General features: G+C 57.7%; 21 protein-coding genes. 3 read left to right on the plus strand and 18 right to left on the minus strand.

From position 1 onward, the window contains the following. Positions 1 to 5: 5 nt before the first annotated feature. The 3 genes from ACYZTY_RS13630 to ACYZTY_RS13640 form a co-directional block, all read right to left on the minus strand. Entirely contained in the window at positions 6 to 716 is a 711-nt protein-coding gene (locus tag ACYZTY_RS13630; RefSeq protein ID WP_461958924.1) for an SDR family NAD(P)-dependent oxidoreductase, read from the minus strand. A 35-nt stretch (positions 717 to 751) separates the two neighbouring features. Further along, positions 752 to 1,312 (minus strand): GTP cyclohydrolase I FolE, encoded by a 561-nt coding sequence (folE, locus tag ACYZTY_RS13635; RefSeq protein ID WP_461958925.1) that lies wholly within the window; start codon positions 1,310 to 1,312, stop codon positions 752 to 754. A 154-nt stretch (positions 1,313 to 1,466) separates the two neighbouring features. Further along, entirely contained in the window at positions 1,467 to 1,931 is a 465-nt protein-coding gene (locus ACYZTY_RS13640; protein WP_461958926.1) for a thiol-disulfide oxidoreductase DCC family protein, read from the minus strand. A 208-nt stretch (positions 1,932 to 2,139) separates the two neighbouring features. On the opposite strand from ACYZTY_RS13640, the gene ACYZTY_RS13645 reads away from it, so the two are divergent. Further along, positions 2,140 to 2,649 carry a Rieske 2Fe-2S domain-containing protein gene (locus ACYZTY_RS13645; RefSeq protein WP_461958927.1) on the plus strand — a complete coding sequence of 170 codons (510 nt, stop codon included), beginning with the start codon at positions 2,140 to 2,142 and terminating at the stop codon, positions 2,647 to 2,649. Between the two features lie 88 nt (positions 2,650 to 2,737). Here the strand turns inward: ACYZTY_RS13645 and ACYZTY_RS13650 are convergent, their stop codons facing one another. The 14 genes from ACYZTY_RS13650 to ACYZTY_RS13715 all read right to left on the minus strand — a co-directional run bounded on the left by ACYZTY_RS13650 (position 2,738) and on the right by ACYZTY_RS13715 (position 19,418). Further along, complete coding sequence (locus ACYZTY_RS13650) at positions 2,738 to 3,523, minus strand: ABC transporter permease (RefSeq protein WP_461959320.1); 786 nt, start codon at positions 3,521 to 3,523, stop codon at positions 2,738 to 2,740. A gap of 40 nt (positions 3,524 to 3,563) precedes the next feature. Next, entirely contained in the window at positions 3,564 to 4,811 is a 1,248-nt protein-coding gene (locus ACYZTY_RS13655; protein WP_461958928.1) for an ABC transporter permease, read from the minus strand. A gap of 82 nt (positions 4,812 to 4,893) precedes the next feature. Next, positions 4,894 to 5,922: an ABC transporter substrate-binding protein gene (locus ACYZTY_RS13660; RefSeq protein WP_461958929.1), complete on the minus strand. Its 1,029-nt coding sequence runs from the start codon at positions 5,920 to 5,922 to the stop codon at positions 4,894 to 4,896. Positions 5,923 to 5,961: 39 nt separating this feature from the next. Beyond that, on the minus strand, positions 5,962 to 7,062 hold the full coding sequence (locus ACYZTY_RS13665) for an ABC transporter ATP-binding protein (RefSeq protein ID WP_461958930.1): 1,101 nt from the start codon (positions 7,060 to 7,062) through the stop codon (positions 5,962 to 5,964). 240 nt (positions 7,063 to 7,302) lie between these two features. After that, complete coding sequence (locus ACYZTY_RS13670; protein WP_461958931.1) at positions 7,303 to 8,568, minus strand: aspartate aminotransferase family protein; 1,266 nt, start codon at positions 8,566 to 8,568, stop codon at positions 7,303 to 7,305. Next, complete coding sequence (locus tag ACYZTY_RS13675; RefSeq protein WP_461958932.1) at positions 8,565 to 9,629, minus strand: phosphotransferase; 1,065 nt, start codon at positions 9,627 to 9,629, stop codon at positions 8,565 to 8,567. Before ACYZTY_RS13675 ends, ACYZTY_RS13670 begins: the two co-directional genes overlap by 4 nt. Beyond that, positions 9,622 to 10,356: an SDR family NAD(P)-dependent oxidoreductase gene (locus tag ACYZTY_RS13680; protein ID WP_461958933.1), complete on the minus strand. Its 735-nt coding sequence runs from the start codon at positions 10,354 to 10,356 to the stop codon at positions 9,622 to 9,624. Before ACYZTY_RS13680 ends, ACYZTY_RS13675 begins: the two co-directional genes overlap by 8 nt. A gap of 84 nt (positions 10,357 to 10,440) precedes the next feature. Continuing rightward, entirely contained in the window at positions 10,441 to 11,118 is a 678-nt protein-coding gene (locus ACYZTY_RS13685) for a GntR family transcriptional regulator (protein WP_461958934.1), read from the minus strand. 173 nt (positions 11,119 to 11,291) lie between these two features. Beyond that, complete coding sequence (locus tag ACYZTY_RS13690) at positions 11,292 to 11,540, minus strand: AbrB/MazE/SpoVT family DNA-binding domain-containing protein (RefSeq protein ID WP_461958935.1); 249 nt, start codon at positions 11,538 to 11,540, stop codon at positions 11,292 to 11,294. 834 nt (positions 11,541 to 12,374) lie between these two features. Next, positions 12,375 to 12,899, minus strand: coding sequence for a cupin domain-containing protein (locus ACYZTY_RS13695; RefSeq protein ID WP_461958936.1), 525 nt, complete (start codon positions 12,897 to 12,899; stop codon positions 12,375 to 12,377). Between the two features lie 105 nt (positions 12,900 to 13,004). After that, a complete protein-coding gene (locus tag ACYZTY_RS13700; protein WP_461958937.1) occupies positions 13,005 to 15,902 on the minus strand; it encodes a sensor domain-containing phosphodiesterase in 2,898 nt (965 codons plus the stop codon). 167 nt (positions 15,903 to 16,069) lie between these two features. Continuing rightward, on the minus strand, positions 16,070 to 16,891 hold the full coding sequence (gene ppk2 / locus ACYZTY_RS13705) for a polyphosphate kinase 2 (RefSeq protein ID WP_461958938.1): 822 nt from the start codon (positions 16,889 to 16,891) through the stop codon (positions 16,070 to 16,072). A 250-nt stretch (positions 16,892 to 17,141) separates the two neighbouring features. Next, a complete protein-coding gene (locus ACYZTY_RS13710; RefSeq protein WP_109631600.1) occupies positions 17,142 to 17,339 on the minus strand; it encodes a YbdD/YjiX family protein in 198 nt (65 codons plus the stop codon). Between the two features lie 15 nt (positions 17,340 to 17,354). Next, positions 17,355 to 19,418, minus strand: coding sequence for a carbon starvation CstA family protein (locus ACYZTY_RS13715; RefSeq protein WP_461958939.1), 2,064 nt, complete (start codon positions 19,416 to 19,418; stop codon positions 17,355 to 17,357). 352 nt (positions 19,419 to 19,770) lie between these two features. On the opposite strand from ACYZTY_RS13715, the gene ACYZTY_RS13720 reads away from it, so the two are divergent. Both ACYZTY_RS13720 and ACYZTY_RS13725 read left to right on the plus strand, forming a co-directional pair. Next, positions 19,771 to 21,138, plus strand: coding sequence for a cache domain-containing protein (locus ACYZTY_RS13720; RefSeq protein WP_461958940.1), 1,368 nt, complete (start codon positions 19,771 to 19,773; stop codon positions 21,136 to 21,138). A gap of 33 nt (positions 21,139 to 21,171) precedes the next feature. Further along, complete coding sequence (locus tag ACYZTY_RS13725) at positions 21,172 to 21,804, plus strand: response regulator (RefSeq protein WP_461958941.1); 633 nt, start codon at positions 21,172 to 21,174, stop codon at positions 21,802 to 21,804. A 9-nt stretch (positions 21,805 to 21,813) separates the two neighbouring features. Here the strand turns inward: ACYZTY_RS13725 and ACYZTY_RS13730 are convergent, their stop codons facing one another. Beyond that, entirely contained in the window at positions 21,814 to 22,338 is a 525-nt protein-coding gene (locus ACYZTY_RS13730) for a transporter suffix domain-containing protein (RefSeq protein ID WP_461958942.1), read from the minus strand. Positions 22,339 to 22,402: the final 64 nt, after the last annotated feature.

The raw sequence follows: 22,402 nt of genomic DNA on the forward strand, positions 1-22,402 counted from the left end.
CCTGCCTACCACGGTAGGCGTTCTCCGTTATAAGCAAAGAAATTGCCGCTGTCGGCAGGCGCCAAACGGTCAATCAGTGATAACAATTCGCGGGCAGCGAGGCTTGCGGGCCTGGCGGCAGAAGCGCCTTTAAAGGGCTGGGACAGGCCCGAGATGACCGTACCTGGATGAAGAGTCAGCAAGCGGGTCTGAGGTCGTGTTCGTGCTAGTTCGATCCCAGCCGTTTTAATCAACATGTTCAACGCTGCCTTGGAGGCGCGATAGGCATACCAGCCGCCCAAACGGTTATCACCGATGCTGCCCACCTTGGCGGAGAGCACTGCCATCGCACCACGAGGGTCAAGCAAGGGCAGGAAGTGACGCAAAACCAGTGCAGGCCCGAGTGTGTTGACTTGGAATATCGCCTGAAGCGCATCCGCTTCAATAGAGGTGTAACTTTTTTCAGGCTTGATGTCTTCGCGATGAAGCAGACCGGCAGCAAGTAAAATCAACTGGTACGGGGCTTCTTCAGCTAATTCGGCGGCCGCCCTGGCGATACTGTCGGGCTTTTCCAGATCCAATCCTGGAGCACTGTTGCGCCCCAGCTCACGAACAACCGAGCATCTTGGATCTTTGTTGAGCAACTCACAAAACGCCGCGCCGAGCGCTCCACTGGCGCCTATCACCAAGGCACGGTAGCCCTCGCCAAGGGAGTTCATCCTGAAGGAACTGTTCATTTAGCCTCTCCGCAGACAGACGTGATCTATTGGCGCTAACCGAGTCGCCCTATCAGTTGCAGGAACTCGTGACGGGTAGCGGAAGAATCGCGAAAAGCGCCCAGCATCACTGATGTGGTCATCACCGAGTTTTGCTTCTCCACGCCTCGCATCATCATGCACATGTGCTTTGCCTCAATAACCACAGCCACACCGGCGGCATCGGTCATGTGCTGAAGGGCGCCGGCAATTTGTTTGGTGAGGTTTTCCTGAATCTGTAAGCGGCGGGCAAACATATCGACCACTCGTGCGACCTTGGACAGGCCCAATACCCTTCCTGTGGGGATATACGCGACATGAGCTTTGCCGATGAAGGGCAGCATGTGGTGCTCGCACAATGAATACAGTTCGATGTCGCGCACGATGACCATTTCGTCGTTTAGCGATTCGAACAGTGCGCCGTTGATGACTTCCTCCAGATTCATCGTGTAACCGTTGCACAGGTACTGCATCGCTTTGGCTGCGCGCTTGGGCGTGTCCAGCAGTCCTTCACGCTCAGGGTTCTCGCCTACGGCGACGAGAATTTCACGGTAATGCTCGGCTATTGATGGGTTCATTTAGACTCCTCGCAGCCATGCTGCGCTTCATGTGACGGCAATCCTTGGCTGTAGGGGCGTTTCTGCTGCGCACGATCTGACGCAGATAACACGAGCATCGCGAGATCAACTGTGGATCAGGTTCTTCGTCAGCCCAATACCAAAGCGAAGCGTTCTAGGGCTGCTTTGTTTTGACGGTGAGCAGCTCGTCGCGTGTGGGTTTTGCTTCCGGCACCGCGCAACGGTTATCGACACATCGACGGCGGCCATCCGGGTGAGGTAACCACGCCAAATGGGGACGGAGACGGCAAAACAGGCGATAACCGAGTGCAAGCAGCGGTCTGAGTGCACGCCAAGTCAGCGGCGTGGCCCAAAATCCCAGGCCGGCGGCACGCCAGCTACATAGGGTGGCGTCCAAGCCGTTAACCCAGCGGCCATCGGCGAAACAGGCATGAAGAGTCGCCTGCATTTGCTCGAACGTGAAACCAAGCGCTTTGGCGTCGAACTCAGGACTGTCTATGTCAACAAACAGCAGTCGGCTCTCTGCGGCGTGTCGGCGCAGGATCGTGATTTCACGCGCACACAATGGATAGTTGCCGTCAAAGTACAACGTCAGTGGCCAATGCTCTTTGTTGTACATTGATTATCGTCTTGTATAAGTTTTGTATAAGGTAGTCCCAAAAAAACGACCTGACAATCACGGTCATTCCTTTACCGTGAAATGAACCACTCACGGCAGGCAGCGTTCAAAGTTAGCGGATACGTCCCTGATGCAATGCTCATTGGTCATTTGCCAATCATGCGCAAAAATCTCTGGTACATCGTGCTTCCTTCCTCCCGATTGTCTGATGGGCTGGTACCTGTTCGGTTACTGGGTCAGCCTTTTGTTGCCTTCCGTGACAGTCAGGGAAGCACATCTGCTTTCTGATATTTGCGTTCATCGAGGTGGCTCCCTCTCTGCCGGCAACCAAGTGGGTGACAGCGTGAGTTGCCCCTATCAGGGTTGGCTTTTTGGAGCGGATGGCATCTGCACTCACATTCCGGCACGGCCGCACCTGCGCATTCCGGCGAAGGCTCGGATCGACGCGTATCCGACATTGGAGCGCTATGTCTGGATCTGGCATTTTTTGGGTGACCTACTGGCGCCAGAACGGCCAGCTCTACCGACGCTTGACTGGATCGTCGATTCAGCTGAAAGCGTGGTGTCCGGTCATTTCGACTGGGAAGCAAGTTGGGATCGTGTGATTAAAAACGGCCTCGATTTTGCGCATGCATCGTTTGTATATGGCCCCCACATGCTCGAACCATCGCAAGCTTGTAGTTCCGGACGATGCCGAATCCCAACGGTAGCGGGATGAACTAAGCAACCTTCCATGTGCACACTCAATAACCTACTGGCTGGCTTATTGGTTCCTACTCCTCGTAGGAACCGCCCCCACTTTTCTGCTAGACGCCCTGAATGCGCTCGTTTCGACGTCGCAGCGCTTCCATGGCCAGCAGTAACAGTAATGCGCTGAGAACCATCATGGTTGCCGCGGCCGCGATGGTTGGGTTGAGATTCTCCTTGATACCCGCAAACATTTGCATCGGTAGGGTGCGCTGGGAAGGACTGGCCAGAAACAGCGTCACCACGACTTCGTCGAATGACGTGGCGAAGGCGAACAACGCGCCGCTTAACACGCCCGGCGCTATGAGCGGCAGGGTCACGCGTTTGAAGCCGTACCAGGGTGTTGCGCCAAGGCTGGCGGCCGCCCGGGTGAAGCTGCGGTCGTAGCCTTCGAGCGTGGCGTTGACGGTGATCACCACAAACGGCACACCCAGGACGGCATGGGAGATGACCAGGCCGAGATAGCTGTTGAGCAAACCCCAGCTGGCAAAGAAGAAATACAGGCCGACCGCTACGATGACCACCGGCGCCACCATCGGTGAAATCATGATCGCCATGATCAGCGCCTTGCCGCGAAATTCACCCCGAGACAGTCCGACCGAAGCCAGGGTGCCGAATACTGTGGCGAGCAAGGTCGCGGCGGGGGCGATTTTCAGGCTGTTGAGCAGGGCGGGCATCCAGTCGCTGGAGTTGAAGAACTCGCGATACCAACGCAACGAGAGGCCGCTCAACGGGTAGCTCAGGAATGAACCCTCATTGAATGACAACGGGATGATGACCAGGATTGGGATGATCAGGAACATCAGCAATGCGAGGCTGTAGACGCTTAAGAATGGGCGCAACAGACGGATCTCGAACGGTTCGACATGCTTCATTGCAGGCTCCTCATGCGGCTCGGTTGGCGGGGCGCGAAACCTTCGCGTACACCCAATAAAGCAACAACACGATGATCAGCAGTTGACTGCCCAACGCCGTCGCCATACCCCAATTGATGGTGGTGTTGGTGTAGTACGCCACGAAGTAGCTGATCATCTGATCCCCCGGCCCACCCAGGAGTGCAGGGGTGATGTAGTAACCGATGGCCATGATGAACACCAGCAACGCACCGGCCGTCACGCCAGCATAAGTCTGCGGCAGGTAGACCCGCCTAAACGCAGTGAAAGGGTGAGCACCCAGTGAAATCGCCGCGCGCTCATAGCGGGAGTCGATCCCTTTCATCACGGCATACAGCGGCAGGATCAGAAACGGCAGCAGAATGTGGGTCATCGAAATCAGCACGCCGGCGCGGTTGAATACCAATTGCAGCGGCTTGTCGAGCATGCCCAGATCGATCAGCGTGTTGTTGATCAGGCCGCCGGATTGCAGCAGAACGATCCAGCTCGCCGTGCGCACGATCAGCGACGTCCAGAACGGCAGCAGCACCAGGATCAGCAGCAGATTGGCGCGTCGGGCCGGTTGCCGCGACAGCCAGTAGGCCAGCGGGTAGCCCAGCAGGACGCAAAGAACGGTTACCAGCCCGGCGATAGTCAGCGAGCGCTTCAGTACGTCCAGGTACAGCGCTTTATCCGGCGTCACCGCGCGGATCTTGCCGGCGTCCATCTTCAGATCGAAAGCGGCCAGCCAGTAGAAGCTGGTGTAGGGTTGGCCGAGCTGTTTGAGGGTCGACCAGGTCTTGATCTCGGCCAGCGCCGGCACGCCTTTTATCAGAGCGTCACGAACATTGACGCCGTCGGCCGGCAACCGGCCCAATATGGAGGTCGAGAGGCTGCGCAAACTAGCGCTTTCGTAACCCAGCCGCCGATTGAGGGCGAACAGCTGACCATTGCTGCGCGCACTGCGCAAATCTTCACCGAGGGTGCTGAACACGGACTCACCCGGCAGTGTCTGACCATCCCAGTTGTCTAGCAAAGTCAGGGTCTTGGGCAGGGCGTTGGCCACTTCCGGGTTTTCCACGCTCTTGGTCAGGAGCGACCCGATTGGTGTCAGAAAGCCCACGACTAGGAGGGCCAACAGAGGCAGGATGAGCAGCATCGAACGTCGAATGTAAGCCCGTTTGGTGGCCTGTAATTTCCTCTGCAAGCGTTGCGTCTGAACCGCTGGCGGCGCAGAGGGAAGGGCGAGCGTTTCGGACATGGGAGTCTCCTTTCGTCAACACGGCCCGGACGCGCCGGCAGTCAGCGCCGACACGATCCAGGCAGTCTGTGCGGGTAATCGATCAGCGCGCCGCCCAGGCATTGAAGCGTTGTTCCAGCTCCTCGCCGTGTTCGATCCAGAAGTTGGTGTTCACTTGCAGGGCGTTCTCGAGGTTGGCCGGTGCCGTTGGCAGTTGCTCCCGGGTTTTGGCGTCAATCAGCGGCAGCGTGTCCTTGTTGGTCGGCCCGTAAGGGATATTTTGCGCGAAGACTTTCTGGTGTTGGGGCAGGTTGGCAAAGGCAATGAACTGCTCACCCATCGCTTTGTTCGGTGAGCCTTTGACGATGGCCCAGCTGTCGATGTCGTACAGGCTCTGATTCCACACCATCTTGAAATCATGGCCCTCACCCTGGGCGGCGGACACTCGGCCGTTGTAGGCCGACGTCATGACCACGTCGCCGGCGACCAGCCATTGCAGGGGTTGGGCGCCTGCTTCCCACCATTGAATATCGGGCTTGATCAGGTCGAGTTTTTTGAATGCGCGGTCAACGCCCTCGGGAGTGCCTAATACCTGATACAGCTCGGCGGGTTTTACACCGTCGGCCAGCAGGGCGATTTCCAGGGTGAACTTGGCGCTTTTGCGCAGACCGCGTTTGCCGGGATAGGTCTTGGTGTCCCAGTACGATTCCCAACCTTTCGGCGCGGATTTGAGTTTGGCGCTGTTGTACGTCAGGTTGGTCGACCAGAGAAAAATCCCCGCGCCGCATTCACTGACGGCGCCGCTGACAAATTTGTTGGCGTCGCCCAAGGTGCTCCAGTCCAGAGGTTCGAACAGGCCTTCGGCGCAGCCGCGGATCAAGTCGGGGCTTTCGACCTCAACCACATCCCAACTGACTTGTCCGGTTTCCACCATGGCGCGGATCTTGGCCATTTCACCGTTGTATTCCCCGGCCTGCACGGCGCCTTTGCCAGCCGCCGTGAACGGTTGATAGAACGCTTTATCCTGGGCTTCCTTGTTCAGACCGCCGAAGGACACGACGGTCAGCGGTTGAGCATTTACCTGACCACCGAAGGCAGTCAGAACAGTCAGTGCGGCTAGACGCTTGAGCATGGCAAATATCCTGAGGTCATCAACAATGAAGGGGAGGGATCAAGCAGGCATGGCGTCGAGCGCCGAGGCGTCCGCGCTATGCCAACAGACGGGAACACGGTGGCCTTCGCGCCAATGAGATTGCATCTGGGCGATGGGCACTTTGACGTTGAAGTCGTGGTTGCCCGCGACGTTCAGACGGATACGCACGTGGTCACCCAGATAGATGCACTCCTCGATGCAACCGGTCAGGCGGTTGTCATAACTGTCGTCGCCATCGAGGGTGACCCGTTCGGAACGAATCGACAGCGAGGTGCGGCTGCCGGTGGCCAAACCAGGGGTGGTACGGGCTGTCAGCTGTTGCCCCTGATCAAGCTGCACCTGACAGTGGTCGACACTGAATGCGCCCAACACACCGGGCAGAACGTTGGTATCGCCCATGAACGTGGCCACAAACGAGTTGGCCGGGCGTTCATAAAGCGTCTTGGGCGTGTCGACTTGCTGGATGACACCATCGTTGAAAATCGCGATGCGGTCGGACAAGGTCAGGGCTTCTGCCTGGTCATGGGTGACGAACACCACCGTCAGGCCGAGGTCGCGGTGCAGGCGACGAATTTCCAGCTGCATCTGTTCGCGCAACTGTTTGTCCAGGGCGCCCAACGGCTCGTCCATCAGCACCAGCTTCGGTTCGAAAATCAGCGCGCGGGCGAGGGCTATGCGCTGCTGCTGGCCACCGGACAGTTGTGCGGGGAAGCGCTTGGCGAGATCGCCCAGGCGCACCATCTCCAGGGCTTTCTTGACCCGGGTTTCTATCTCATGGCGCTTCATGCCCCGGACTTGCAATGGGAACGCCATGTTTTCGGCGACGCTCATGTGCGGGAACAGGGCGTAGTTCTGGAACACCATGCCGATGCCGCGACGATGGGCCGGGACGCTTTCGATGGCATTGCCTTCAAGAAAGATCTGCCCATGCGTCGGGGTTTCGAACCCGGCCAGCATCATCAGGCTGGTGGTCTTGCCGGAACCGGATGGGCCGAGGAGGGTGAGGAATTCGCCCTGGGCGACGTCCAGGTCTAACCGCTTAACCACGGTCTTCAGACCGTCGTAACTTTTCTCCACCCCTTTGAAGCGGACGAAAGCGCTGGCACTGTTACCTGTCATCTCAAACCCTCCAAATGTGCTTCTCTATTGAAGCATGATGCATCATGTTCTTATAAAAGCAGAATCCGTGCCACTGAACTCATCCAGCCTGGTGTGAGGTTCTTCGGGTGGAAGCGCTTATGAGGCCGCACCACAACTGTGCGAGGGCATTCGAGTCTTTGGTCGATTGCCCTGGATTGGGGGCATTTCGCCGGGTGTCGAAGCAGGCTCAATAAAGCGTGCTTCGGCAAGATGTAACGCTCAGTTCAGGCTGCTCAAGGTTTCATCCAGGCGTTCAAGCAACAGATCCGCATGCTCCCGGGCGAATACCAGCGGCGGACGAATTTTCAGAATGTTGGCCTGTGGCCCCGTGGCGCTGATCAATACCTGACGGCGGCGCATGCCGTTGACGACCGCCGCCGCGGCATTTGTTGCCGGGGCCTGCGTCTCGCGGTCTGTCACCAGCTCGACGCCGATGAACAGGCCTTCGCCGCGCACATCGCCAATCACTTCATGGCGCTTGGCCAATGCATGCAGCCCGGTTTTTAGGTAATCGCCGACCTTTAGCGCATTGGCTTGCAGGTCTTCTTCGCGCAGCACCCGCAGTACCGCGTGGGCTGCGCTGCAGGACACCGGATTGCCGCCGTATGTATTGAAATAACGCTGTTGACGACCGAATTGATCGAACAGCGCCGAACGCCCGACCACGGCCGCAACCGGATGGCCGTTGCCCATGGGTTTGCCCAGCGTGACTAGATCCGGAATCACCGACTCGCGGGCAAAACCCCAGCGCTGCCCACCGGTGCGGCCGAACCCGGGCTGCACTTCATCGGCGATGTACAGCCCACCGGCCTCGCGCACGCATTGCGCGGCGGCCGCCAGTTCGCCGTTAGCCGGGCTGAACACGCCGTCACTGGAGAAAATGCTGTCGACCAGCAGCGCCGCGGGTTTGATGCCCTGTGCCTGCATGTCTTGTACCGCCGCTTTGACGCTGGCGACGAAATCGGCGGTTCGGCGGTAGGAATCCGGAGCCTCCACCAGGCGCACATGGCTGGCGGTGGGAAGGCCCGTGGCCAGCGATGGCGATACCTCAGCCAATGCGCTGGTCACGCCGTGGTAGGCCCAGCGAGTAACAATGATGCCCGTGCCACCGCTGTGGCAGCGGGCGATGCGCAGCGCCAGGTCGTTCGCCTCGCTGCCGGTGCAAGTCATGGTCATATTATCGAGCTGCGGGGGAAACTCGCTGAGCAGTTCTTCGGCATAATCCACAATCGAGGGGTGCAGATAGCGTGTGTGGGTATTCAGCCGGGCACTTTGCTCGGCAATGGCTGCCACCACGGCGGGGTGGCAGTGACCGATGGACGCCACGTTGTTGTAGGCATCCAGGTATGCGGTGTTGTCCTGGTCGTAAAGCCACACACCTTCACCTCTCACCGGGGCGAAGGGCTCCTCGTAAAACAATCGATAGCTGCCCCCCAACGCGCGTTGGCGACGGGCGAGCAGTTCAGCTGCGGTGGTCGAAGTCATGGAGCCTCCGGTGTGCAGGCGTTGATCAAGCTTTGGGTCAGCAACCCTTCGGGCAAGGCGGTGAGGCATTGCAGATTGCGCCAAGTGGTGCGCAGGTTACGCAGGACGTAGGTGCGGTTTTCCGGATACAGGCTGGCGCGCCACTGGGCGATGGTGATGGCCATGGCCATGCGCATGGCGATCAGTTCGCCTAACACCTCCAGCTCCTCGCGCTGCAGCGGAATCCGCTCGTTGTAAGCGGCGACGAAGGCCTTGATCTGCCAAAGCGGATCGATCGCATCAGCGTCGAACTGGTAAGAAAGTGCCGTCCCTAGCTCGTTGATCAGCGGAGCGTAGAGCGCGTCGCCGAAGTCGATGATGGCCGAGACGCGGCTGCCGGTTGCGCAGTCGAGCATGACGTTGTGTGGGTTCAGATCGTTATGAATCACCTGCGCACGGAGTTTGGCCAGGCGCGGTTTCACAGAGGTTTCATAGCTGTCCAGCAGGGTGGAAACCAATGGCAGTTGATCAGCGTCCAGGTAATCCAGATACGGCCTGACCCGCTCCGCATGGCCGACATCCCAGAGCAGGTCGCGGTGGGCCGCCGCGTGCTGAAAGCCCTTGAGGGCCAGATTGACTTCGGCGAGAGATGTACCGAGTTCGTGCATCAGTGCGACGCTGGGCGTGCCCAGGTTCTGCGAGATACCGTCCAGGTAGCTGACTGTGCGCAGTGTCAGCGACTGCCCATTGACCCGCACTTTCGGTTCAACTGCGCCATCGCGCGAGGGCAGCACACGCGGAACCGGCAGGTGCACGCCATGTTTCTTGATGTGCAGCAATGCTTGGGTCTGGAAGCTGATGACGTTGGGATCTTCGGCCGCATTGATAAATTTCAGGACGAAGGCGCCGGTGCTGGACTGGATGAGAAAGTTGGCATCGCGTTCGCCATTCAGCAGCTTCAGCGTGCCCTTGAGTCCGTATACCCGATCGGCGATTTCCAGCGCCTCGGCAGGCGACACGCTTGGCGCCTGGGTGGTCATCAAATCGGCGTAACACACCCTGTCCATGATGGCCTCAGACATGCTGGCCACCATTGACGTGAATTTCCGCACCGTTGACGTAGGAAGCACCGCTGGTGCAAAGGAAATAGATCAGTGAGGCCACTTCCTCTGGTTGTCCTAACCGATTCATCGGTACCAGCCGCTGGACAATATCGGCGGTGCCCGGGGACAGGATTGCGGTGTCGATTTCGCCAGGGGCGATGGCATTGACCCGAACCCCGTGCGGGCCGAAGTCGAAGGCCATTTCCCGGGTCAATGCCGAGAGTGCCGCCTTGGAAGTGGCGTAGGCGACGCCAGCGAAAGGGTGCACCTTGGAACCAGCAATGGACGTGACATTGATGATGCTGCCCTGGGCGGCTTTCAGTTCATCGAACAGGCCACGAGCGAGTAGGGCGGTAGAGAACAGGTTGACGTTGAACACCTTCAGCCACGTGGCGTAATCGGTTTCCAGCACGCCGAGTCGCCCGCCTTCCAGGCTTTTTGGTGATACGCCGGCGTTGTCCACCAGAGCATCAAGGCGTCCCCCCAGTTTTTCCTTAATGGTCGCCAGGCTGGCGCTTACACTGTCAATGTCCTCCAGATCCAGATGGATGTGGTTGAGCAAGCCTTCCGCCCACGGGCATTCGGCGACCCAGTTTTGCCGGGAGGCGGTGAACACTTCCCAGCCAGCCGCGTTGAAGTGCTTGACCGTCGCATGGCCTATGCCGCGGCTGGCTCCGGTCAAAAGAAGCTTTTTTTTCTCGCTCATGGACGCATCTCTATCAATTGATGTTTGATGCATCATTGTTTCAGACGAGGTTGCTGTCAATAGCCGTTCAAGGGAAAGCTGAGTTTAGGAGGCTGCCTCCTGGCTGACCGCTATGAATTCCAGCATTTTTTGATTGCCATCAAGAATGTCTGTCTGAATCGCATGCTTGGCCGCCGCGGCGTCTTGATGGCGCAGCGCATCGAGTATCTCAACATGGTGCTCGATGGCCATAGTCAAGGAAAAGTGCGCGTATGCCTGAGCAATTAATGGGCCTGCACGCATCCACAAGCTATCCAAATAGCTGCGCAGTAGAGGCATGCGAGCGGCTTCCGCGATCAAAAAGTGAAACTCGCTATTCAGGCGCAGTGCTTCAGGAAGGTCATTATTGTTGATGGCCTCAAGGTTGCGTTGGATATTGGCATCGATGCGCGCCAGATCGCTGGAAGTTGCAAGCCGTGCCGCGGTTTCGGCGCCCAGACCTTCGAGATTCAGCCGCAGCGTACGGATTTCCAGATAGGCCGCACTATCAAGCACGGGCACCCTGATGTCTTTTGGGGTCTTGAGCACCAGAGCTTTCTCTTTGGCCAGTTGCAGAATGGCGTCACGTACTGGTGTGACGCTCGTCCCCAACTGACTGGCCAGTTCCCGGATACGCAGTCGATCGTCCGGTTTGAGCCCGCCGGTGATCAACGCGTTGCGCAGTTGGGAGTAAACGTTGCTGCCCAGATAGGTGTGAGTGATAGCGTCGAGGGGGTAAGACATGGATCACCGAGTGAAATGGAGCAGGTTGGCCAACGACTATACAACATGATGCATTAAGCCTTTTGCGAAAATTAGCAGCGGCATTGGTAGGCCTTGGCCCCTACGGTTGGGGCGTTGAGAGCGGATGCTGCGCTCAGGGTAGTCTTCGCCGAATCATGACCTTGGTGACGCTTTCAGTAGGCAGTGGCCTCTTCGGCCAAAACTTGTGTCGGGCGCGCATTCAACAGTGGCACCAGACTTCGATCCGCGATTTGAGGTGTTTTTGATAGGACAAGGCACCGTGTGTTGCCGACAAATTCTTCAATCAGATACACAGCGTCGCCGACATCCAGCTCCAACTCTTGCAGTGCCTCATCAGGAATCCGGATAGCACCGTCACCATCCCATTCTTCGATGATGATTTTCATAAGTGGCTTTCTCACGTGTGGTCTCCATTGCTTTGAGTCGGCAATGGTAACGTGCGATCGCTGCACACAACGAAACTCCTTTGAGGTATCAGCTCGGCAGCCCACGAGAGCTTTTTTATCACCAGCACACGGCCTGCACATAGTCCCAACTTACTTGCTGGAGCAAGGGAGCAAGGGAGCAAGGGAGCAAGGGAGCCAAAAAATTCCCTTTCGGCCTGTGCCTTGCTCTACTCGATTGCTTGTTTATGCCGAGCTTAAAGAACCGGCGTTCCATCTGCCGAATTTCGAGCCGAATGCCTGAGACTGTCCTTTGATCAGAGCAGTAAGCTTTTGTACCCGTGTGCACGAGGATAAAGGACTGGTCAGAGTTTCGTGATGTTCGTTCCCAGCGCACTGAGGTGAGCCAATCCATCTAGACCTTGCGACTGGACTGAATATTTCATGATCGTAGCGTAGATGCCTCGGAGTCTTAAATCCAACCGAGGGGAGTCATAATCTGATCTCCAAAGAAGCAAGATAGGCAGAGAGCGATATTTTTCCAGCTATCTATCAATGCTATCGTCCTGAAAATGGTCTTTTAGTCGAGAATAATCGCTGATTTTTTCCACTCACTCTCCATTCTAGGTATGAGGCCGCGGTTCGGAAGCTCCTAAGTCTAATTGTAAAATGAGTCCGGTTAATTTCGATGATTTCCACTCTAATATCAATTGCCACAAGCGGCTTAGGCAGCTCATGAACATATCTAACATAGCACATGATTTAACATAATATACATTACACGTAACAGCGTGTTTCGAGATTAGCCCGGTTGCACGCAGATTTTGAAGCTCTCAATTCACTCCCAGCCCCTCATTTTTGTGTCAGCTCTGCAATCAGCTCCGAATGCTCTGGGAACAGTTCGCTGAGCTTCTGCCGATGACCCAATTCCATGTCCGCATAATCAAACCCAGGTGAAACCGCTTCACTGATCAACCCGTATCCAGCCAATCCATCTGTCAGCCGCGAAGCTTTCCAGACACCGCCCGGTACATGCAGCTGCAAACATTGCCCGGCGATAACGTCGCTGCCCATCACCACAGTTTTCAACGTGCCATCTGGAAAGATCAGGCTGTACTGAATTGCGTCTCCCAAATGGTAGTAATGCACGATGTCTGACTGGTTGAGATGAAAATGACCTGTCGGCGCATCCTTGGTCAGCAAATAGTAAATGGATGTCATCAGGAAACGCGGGCCGCTATCGGTTTCAACCATGGGATGGTGATCCGATTGGAAGGTTCTGCGATAGAAACCACCTTCCGTATGAGGCTCCAGATCCAGTGCTGTAATCAATGCTTCAGCGCCAGGAACAAGGGTTTTAAACACATTGCTGGTCATCTGGATTTAGGCTCTCTCATAAAAGTGACTACCCATCGATATATGCTTAATAATTATAACTACGCTAAATGCATGTTTAGTTTAGTTATATATAAAGCCCAAACGTTAGCGCCCTAACAGCGAAGTTTCCAACAACGCCTTCAACCCCATCGGCTTGGCAAAATAATAACCCTGGGCCTGCCCTGCCCCCATTTCGCGCAGCAAGACAAGCGTTGCTTCATCCTCGACACCTTCGGCCACCACGCTGAGATCCAGCGATTCGGCCATCCGCACAATCGCGCGCACGATCGCGCGACTGCGGGCGCTGGTGGTCAGTTCGAGGATGAATGACTTGTCGATCTTCAAGCCGCTGAAACGGTATTGATGCACATAGCTCAGGGATGAAAATCCTGCACCGAAGTCATCGAGCACCACCGACATGCCGTTGTCGGCCAATTGCTGCATGTTCAGCCGGGCAATCGCCGGTTCAGCCACCAACGCACCTTCAGTCAACTCCAGGCAGATCCGCGACGGCGCGACCTGGTGCTGCGCCAACAATGCAAGCACATCACTGGCGAAGTCCGGACGCGTCATGCTGTAGCTGGAGCAATTGACGTGCACCGGAGGCCAATTGGCGTGCTGGGGGTTTGCGAGGATCGCCGCGACGCTGGTGAGCATGTAAAGGTCCAGTCGACCGATCAGACGCAACCCCTCGACATTCGGCAAGAACTCTCCCGGCGCAATTACCCGGCCGCCCGGCTGATGCCAGCGGATCAGCGCTTCAAGGGCTAACAGTTCGCCACTGTCGACGCTGACAATCGGCTGGAAATACGGCAGCAGTTCGTCGGTTCGTTTGAGGGCATTACGCAAGGCCCCTTCACGCTCGACCTGGTCTGAGACTTCGCGGCGCACTTCCTGATTGAACACCGCGTAGCTGTCGCGACCGGCACTCTTGACCCGGTACATCGCCGCATCGGCATCGCGCAGCAAGTCGGCGGGTTCGGCATGAAACTGATTGTCGGCGCTGACAATACCGATACTGCAGGACGAAAAAACTTCATGGCCATTGATAAAAAACGGCAGATCAAACGCCACCAGGATCCGTTCGGCGATTTCGATCACTACGTCCAGCGGCGCCTCGGGAGCGAGCACCGAAAACTCATCGCCCCCCAGTCGCGCGAGCATGTCGGTCTCGCGCAGGCAGTTGCGCAAACGGTGGGCGGCCTGCATCAACAGCAGATCGCCAAAATGGTGGCCGAGGCTGTCGTTAACCATTTTGAAACGATCGAGGTCGATGAACATCACCGCCAGGTGCCCGCCTTCGCTGCCAAATCGTGACCAGGCGAGATTGAGGTGCTGTTGCAGGTAGGTACGATTCGGCAGCCCGGTCAGCGCATCATGGGAGTTTTCGTGTTGCAACTTGGCATTGGCGTGATCGAGCTCGCGGGTACGGTTCTGCACCCGGGCTTCGAGCTTGAGGTTGGCGGCATGGATCGCTTCGGCGGCCGTGCGTCGCGATAACGCGGTGTCGATATGCCGCGACACGAAAGTCAGCAGTTCCTGATCACGCAAGGTATAGCGCACCTGCGAGGTATAGCTTTGCACCGCCAGCACGCCACGTACCACATCGCCATCGAACAATGGAATGCCCAGCCAGGAGTAGGATCGGACATATTCATCGGCCAGTTCGATTTCACCCTGTACAGACAATCGTTCAGCCTCGCCGGGGTCAATCAGGCAAGGTCGACGCTGACGAATAACGTACTCGGTCAGGCCCTGGCGTCCACGCCGTGCCACCGGGCAGGTCGTCTGCCGCTCATCGACATAGTAAGGAAAGGTCACTTCACGGGTCGTGTCGTCGAACAGCGCGATGTAGAAGTTCTGCGCGAACAGCAGATCACCGACGATGCCATGCAAGGTTTGAAACAGCTCAGCCATATCGCCAGGCTGGCTGGACAGTTCAGCAATCTGGAACAGCGCGCTCTGCAGATGTTCAGCGCGCTCTCGCTCTGCCACTTCCTGCCTCAATGCGTCGTTGAGTGCCGAAAGCTCCTGGGTGCGGCGCATCACCGTCGCTTCCAGGCCCTCTCGGTGCAGAATCCGGTCCAGCGCCATGGCCACGTGGCGGGCCACCACCAGAAACAGCGCGCGGTCTTCAGCGCTGTAGGTACGGGAAACGTCGTAGACCTGCATCGCCAGCATGCCAAACACCTCATCCGAGGCGTTTTTCAACGGTGCGCCCATCCAGAACTCGGGACGATCTCCCACGCAATAGAAACGCCCGTCGGCCTGAGCCGCGCGAATACCGGCGGCGTCGATCAGCAACGGCTGGCCAGTGGTCAACACCTGGCCGGTCAATGACAGGTGAGAAGCGTCAAGGTATTCGTAGTGCTCGGCCTCTACGGCGTCAACGTCGATGATGTCGACGTAATACGGGTAGTCAATCTTGCCACTGTGGGGGTCATACAGCGCGAGATAGAAATTCTCGGCGTCGATCAGGCTCGCCAGCAGACGGTGCACTCCCACCAGAAACACTGACCGGTCGCGGGTAGAACTGGCCAGGTAGGTAATTTCATACAGCACACGCTGAGTAATTTGCGCACGGGCAAGGGTACTGGTCTGTACCTGCATGCCCAAGCACCGGGCAAACTCGGCAAGTGCCGGCTCCTCGGCATCGTTGACGGGCGCAAGTAGCCAACCCAGCACACTTTCGCCTCTTCCGGTCGGCCAACGGTGCAAGTGCCTGGTTCGGCAAAAGGCTTCAAACTCTTCGTTCGCAACACTCGACGGCCACTTCACCAGTGGGTCGCCCTGCCCGACCCAATGCATTTGTTCACCGGCGCGGTACACCACCCATGCGCTGGTGTGGGTCCAATGGCGCGCTGAGGCCAGCAATTGTTCGACCGCGTCTTCGTTGCCAGCGCAGGCCATACCGACAGTATCCGAACTACCTTTCAGTTGAGAGGCGACTACGTCGCCATCGTTCGATTGCCGCGGGAAGTCGGTCAATAGACGAAAACTCATCAGCGCTCCCTGAGCCAAAAGCTGGCGATATCCATTTAGTTATTGTTAGCAATATGCCAGTGAGCTTCCCGTTTAAGGCTTATATAAGTTTTTTTCAATCGTTTTATTCGCTTCAGTATCAACCAAGGGAGAGGCAACGACGTTTTCGCGACGCTGCCCCTGAATAATCAGAACTTTTCGGGGATCTTTTTGAGTGGGTAATCCGGCTCACGATAACCGCCGGGCCGCTGCCGCTTGGGCAGCTTCACTTTCTCGCGCGGCACCTCTTCATAGGGAATGCGGCTGAGCAAATCGGTGATGATGTTCAGGCGCGCTCGTTTCTTGTCGTTCGAGTTGGCCACCAGCCATGGGGCATGTTCGGTATCTGTCGCCTTGAACATGTCGTCACGTGCACGCGAGTAGTCATACCAGCGGCTGTACGACTTCAGGTCCATTGCGGTCAGCTTCCAGATTTTGCGTCCATCTTTGATGCGCGCCTCAAGTCGGCGGGTCTGTTCCTGCGGGCTGACTTCCAGCCAATACTTGAGCAGGATTACGCCCGAGTCGACGATCGCGCGCTCCACCAGAGGTATTGCCTTCAGGAAACCGACAACTTGATCCTTGGTGCAGAACCCCATCACCCGTTCGACGCCCGCACGGTTGTACCAACTGCGATCGAAGATCACCACCTCGCCCGCCGCCGGCAGATGTGGCAGGTAACGCTGCACATACATCTGGCTTTTTTCGCGATCGGTCGGCGCAGGCAGCGCCACTACCCGAAAGATACGCGGGCTCACCCGTTCGGTCAGCGCCTTGATCGTCCCGCCCTTGCCTGCCCCATCGCGTCCTTCGAAAACAATGCAGATCTTGATGCCCTTCTGCCGCACCCACTCCTGCAACTTCACTATTTCGACATGCAGTCGGCGCAGTTCGCTCAGGTAGTCCTTGTTGGACATCTTCGCGCTTGCGGCGGAATCAGTTTTCTTGCTGCCTTTCTTGTCCTTTGCCATAACCCAGCCCTCACAGTCGCTGTGATCGCTGAGTTTAGTCCATGGTTAAAGATGTATAGGTGCCAAGGAGCGCGCTGAGGATTACCAAACCAGACACAAAAAAATGAGAGCAGTCTTGTGGGAGCGAGCCGGCTCGCGATTGCGACTTCACATTCAACATCAAGGCTGACTGTCAGACCGCTATCGCGAGCAGGCTCGCTCCCACAAAGAGCTGCTCCCACATTACATTTGATAACCCGCGGCTAGCGGATCAACAGCACTTCGGCCCGGCCTTGCTCCCGTAACGCGCTTCCTGGCGTTCCCGGAAGAACACCTCGTAGCTCATCACCGGCTTGTCCGGATGTTTGCTCTGCATATGTTCGACGTAGGTGTCGTAGTCGGGCATGCCTACCATCAGGCGTGCGGCCTGACCGAGGTATTTACCGAGGCGACTCAGGTCATTGAACATAGGCGCCCTCCTCCATCACGGCTGCGGCTGCGGCATCGCCTGGAATGGCGCTTCTTTATCCGTACGCTCCTTGGTGCCCCAAGCGGCGATGCCGACCTTGAGCGCAAAGAACAGGATGCTGAAGACCACCAGCAGGAACAGCGCCGTCAGCGTAGCGTTGGTGTAGGCGTTGTAGATCACGTGGTGCATCTGGTCGATGCTCTTCGCCGGCGCGAGGATCTGACCGTTGGCCAGGGCATCGCTGTACTTCTTGGCCAGGGCCAGGAAACCGATCGCCGGGTTGGCATCGAACAGCTTGATGAAACCTGCGGTGGTGGTGCAGATCAGCAGCCATACGGCTGGCAGCATGGTCACCCAGACGTAGCGCTGACGTTTCATTTTGATCAGCACGACAGTCGCCAACATCAGCGCGATACCGGCCAGCATCTGGTTGGAGATGCCGAACAACGGCCACAAGGTGTTGATGCCGCCCAATGGGTCGATCACGCCTTGGTACAACAGATAACCCCACATCGCCACACAACCGGCGGTTGCGATCAGGTTGGCAGTCCAGGACTCCGTGCGTTTCAGGGATGGCACGAACGAGCCGAGCAGATCCTGCAACATGAAGCGTCCGGCACGGGTACCGGCGTCGACTGCGGTCAGGATGAACAGTGCTTCAAACAGGATCGCGAAGTGGTACCAGAATGCCATGGTGTTTTCACCCGGCAGAACGTGGTGCAGGATCTGCGCGATGCCGACTGCCAACGTTGGTGCGCCACCGGCACGAGCCAGGATGGTGGTTTCACCGATGTCCTTGGCCACTGCTTGCAGCGCTTCCGGAGTAATGGCAAAACCCCAGCTGCTGACCGTCTGAGCAACCGAAACAGCATCCGAGCCGACAAGCGCCGCCGGGCTGTTCATGGCGAAATACACGCCTGGCTCGATCACCGAAGCCGCGACCATCGCCATGATGGCCACGAAGGATTCCATCAGCATGCCGCCGTAACCGATGTAACGGGCATGGCCTTCGTTAGCCAACAGCTTCGGCGTCGTGCCGGAAGCAATCAGCGCGTGGAAACCAGAGACCGCGCCACAAGCGATGGTGATGAACAGGAACGGGAACAACCCGCCTTTCCACACCGGCCCGGTGCCGTCGATGAATTGAGTGAGTGCTGGCATTTTCAGGTCGGGCATGGTGATCAGAATGCCGATCGCCAAGGCCACGATGGTGCCAATCTTGAGGAAGGTAGACAGGTAGTCACGCGGGGCCAGAATCAGCCACACCGGCAATACCGCGGCAACAAAACCGTAGCCGATCAACATCCAGGTGATCTGAATGCCGGTGAAGGTAAAGGCCTTGGCCCAGACCGGATCAGCGGCAATCTGCCCGCCCAGCCAGATCGAACCCAGCAGCAACAGCACGCCGACGATGGAGATTTCGCCGATGCGGCCCGGGCGGATGTAGCGCATGTAGATGCCCATGAACATCGCGATCGGGATGGTCGCCATTACCGTGAAAATCCCCCAGGGGCTCTCGGCCAGGGCTTTCACGACGATCAGCGCCAGCACCGCGAGGATGATGATCATGATCAGGAAGCAGCCAAACAGCGCGATGGTGCCGGGGATGCGGCCCATTTCTTCACGGACCATGTCGCCCAGCGAGCGACCGTTGCGGCGGGTGGACATGAACAGGACCATAAAGTCCTGAACCGCACCGGCCAGCACCACACCGGCAATCAACCACAGCGTGCCGGGCAGATAGCCCATCTGCGCGGCCAATACCGGACCGACCAGCGGACCCGCACCGGCGATGGCGGCGAAGTGGTGACCGAAAAGCACGTGTTTGTTGGTCGGCACGTAGTCCAGGCCATCATTGTTGATGACGGCGGGCGTGGCACGATTGGGGTCGAGTTGCATCACCTTGGTGGCGATGAACAGGCTGTAATAGCGGTATGCGACGAGGTAGATAGCGACTGCTGCGACTACGATCCAGAGGGCATTGATCGCTTCGCCGCGGCGCAGGGCCACGACACTTAGCGCAAACGCTCCCAGGACAGCCACGGCAAACCAGGCGAGGTGTTTAGCCAGACGGGGCATAGCGTGTCTCCTGCCGACAGCCAGTGACTGCGGCGGTAATTTTTATAATTGTGTCCGCGGTGCGGAGCTGGCCCAATATCCCCGCATGCCGTCTACAAATAAATCCGCGTTACTACGTACGTGGTGTCTACGTAGTTCTACGTAGACACACACAATCTGTGGGAGCCGGCTTGCTGGCGATAGCGGCGGGACTGATACACCGCGCCGCCTGGATCGCCAGCAAGCCGGCTCCTACAATTCAGTGTCGCCCAGAAAGCCGCAGGTCGTTCCGTCCAGCACCGCTACTGGACGCGCGTATCTTTGGCATATGATGCCGGGCCTTCGCCTTCCCTCGGTCCGGTCAGGAGCCAAGATGCAGCTCAAACACAAAATCGTCGCGCTCGGGATTCTGCCGCTGGTGTTGGCGATCGCCGTGATCTGCGCGCTGGTGATTTCCCTGAATCGCCAACTCGGCGATCAGCAGGCACAACTGATCGAAGACAGCATTCTGGCCAGCAAGCGTGCCGAACTCAAAAACTACGTGGAAATGGCGCAAAGCCTGATTGCACCGCTGTATGACGACGGCCACGGTGACGAGCACGCCCAGCAACAAGTGCTGGAAGAACTGCGCAAACTCAGCTTCGGCATCAATGGCTACTTCTTCGTCTACGACCGCGAGGGTCGCAGCCTGATGCACGCGCGCCAGTCCGAACTGGTGGGCAAATACCTGTGGGACATGAAAGATCCGCAGGGTTTGCCGGTGATTCAGGCGTTGCTCAAAAGTGCACAATCCGGCGAAGGTTTTCAGCGCTACGCCTGGAACAAGCCCTCCTCCGGTCAGGTGACCGACAAGCTCGCTTATGTGGTGATGCTCGATCGTTGGGGCTGGATGCTCGGCACCGGCATCTATCTTGAGGACGTTGAGCGCGCCACCCAGCAAGCGCGCGACGAGGTGGCCCAAGGCATTCGCAAGACCATGCTGGCGATTGCTGCGGTGGCCCTCGTGGCGGTGCTGTTTGTCTTTGCCAGTGGCATGACGCTCAACGTCAGTGAACATCGATTGGCCGACAAAAAGCTTCAACGTCTGACCCAGCGTATCGTCAGCTTGCAGGAAGAAGAGCGATCCCGGGTTTCCCGGGAGCTGCACGACGGCATCAGTCAGGTGCTCGTCTCCATCAAGTTTCAGTTCGAACTGGCCAGCCTTCTGCTGGAGAATGACCAGGTGCAAGACAAGGGGTTGAGCACGCTAAAAGACGCCACGGCGCGCCTCGGCGACGCGATTGGCGAGGTTCGCAGCCTCTCTCACGACCTGCGTTCGTCCCTGCTCGACACCCTTGGCCTGCCGGCGGCAATCGGCCAACTCGCCGCAGAATTCGAGCAACGCAGCGGTCTCACCGTGACTTACGACGACAATGAATTCGACTGTGATCTGGTCGATGGCGCAGCGGTCTCGCTGTTCCGGATAGTGCAAGAAGGCCTGACCAACATCGAACGCCACGCGCAGGCTAAAAACGTCTCGATTACCCTGCACGGGTCGCAAGAAACTGTGCGGTTGACGGTGGTCGACGACGGTGTCGGTTTCAACGTCGCCCAGGTCGAACGTCGCCATGCAGGCATTGGCCTGCGTAACATCCGTGAGCGTGTCGAACATTTTGGCGGACGTTTCGACTTGATATCGATGCCCGGAAGAAGTGAGCTGGACGTGCTGCTGCCGATGAAAATGCCCGGCGCAAAACGCTGACTCAGCCCATTACAACAAGAGTGAATACCCGCGATGAACCTGCCCTACCCGATCCGCGTCGCCCTGGTCGACGATCACTCCCTGGTCCGCGACGGGATCAAAGCGCTGCTCGCGGTCATGGCACCCCTGGAAGTGGTGGGCGAAGCCGAGAGCGGCGCCGATGCCATCGCGATGGTCGGGCGCTGCCAGCCAGACTTGTTGCTGGTCGACATCAGCCTGCGCGACATGAACGGGCTCGAGCTGACTCGCGTGCTCCGTAGCCAGTACCCGTCGCTGAAGGTGCTGGTGCTGAGCATGTACGACAATTATGAATACGTCAGTGAGTCGGTTCGCGCCGGCGCCAGCGGCTATGTGCTGAAGAATTCACCGTCGCGGGAAATCATTGCGGCCATCGAAGCCATCGCCAGTGGCGGCACGTTCTACAGCGCCGAAATTGCCCAGCGGCTGATTGCTGACAAAAGCACCGACAACGAGCTGACACCCCGCGAAAGCCAGGTGTTGTACAAGATGGCGCAGGGCCTGAACAACAAGGAAATGGCCCGCGAGCTGGACATCAGCGTGCGCACGGTCGAAACCCATCGCCTGAGCATTCGCCGCAAGCTCAACATCGATAAACCCGCGGCCCTGGTCAAATACGCGATCGATCACGGGATCATCACGCGCTAGCGAACAGCCTCACACCGTACCTGGAGTGATGACCTTTGCCGTGCGGATAAACAACGCCCGCACCTTGTCCCAGAAATTGCCCCCCAGCACAAAAAAGCTGCCGATCAGCATGGCGTCGCCCAGCACCTGCAACTGCCACAGGTTCGGTCTGAACCCTGGCCAGAACGTGTCGACGTAGGGTTCAAGAAAGGCCGAGATCAGCGGCAAACAAAACATCACGATACCGATCCGATGACGAATCGGACCCACTTCGGCATCTATCGACGGCGCAATTCCGGACACGTAACCGAATACTTTGCTTTTCAACTGCTGGAACCCGGCCTTGCCCATGACAGCAATGACGACGATCAGCAGGACTTTATTGCTGATGAACAAAACGCCGGTCAGCGCGGCGATTCTTGAGCCTGGAATGTCGAGCGCTGCGGCGATCGGCACCATCAGCCACGAACCCAACATCAAGCAAATAATGGCGATGCCCACTTTGAAGCGCCAACCAGCGGAATGAGGTTCAGCCTGACCTTGGGGGTTACTCATGAGTGTCCTGCCTATAAGTGATCGCAGAAGGTTTGAGGGTGCTTGAGAAGCTTAGCAGCCGGTT

Source organism: Pseudomonas sp. LB1P83 (assembly GCF_054897885.1).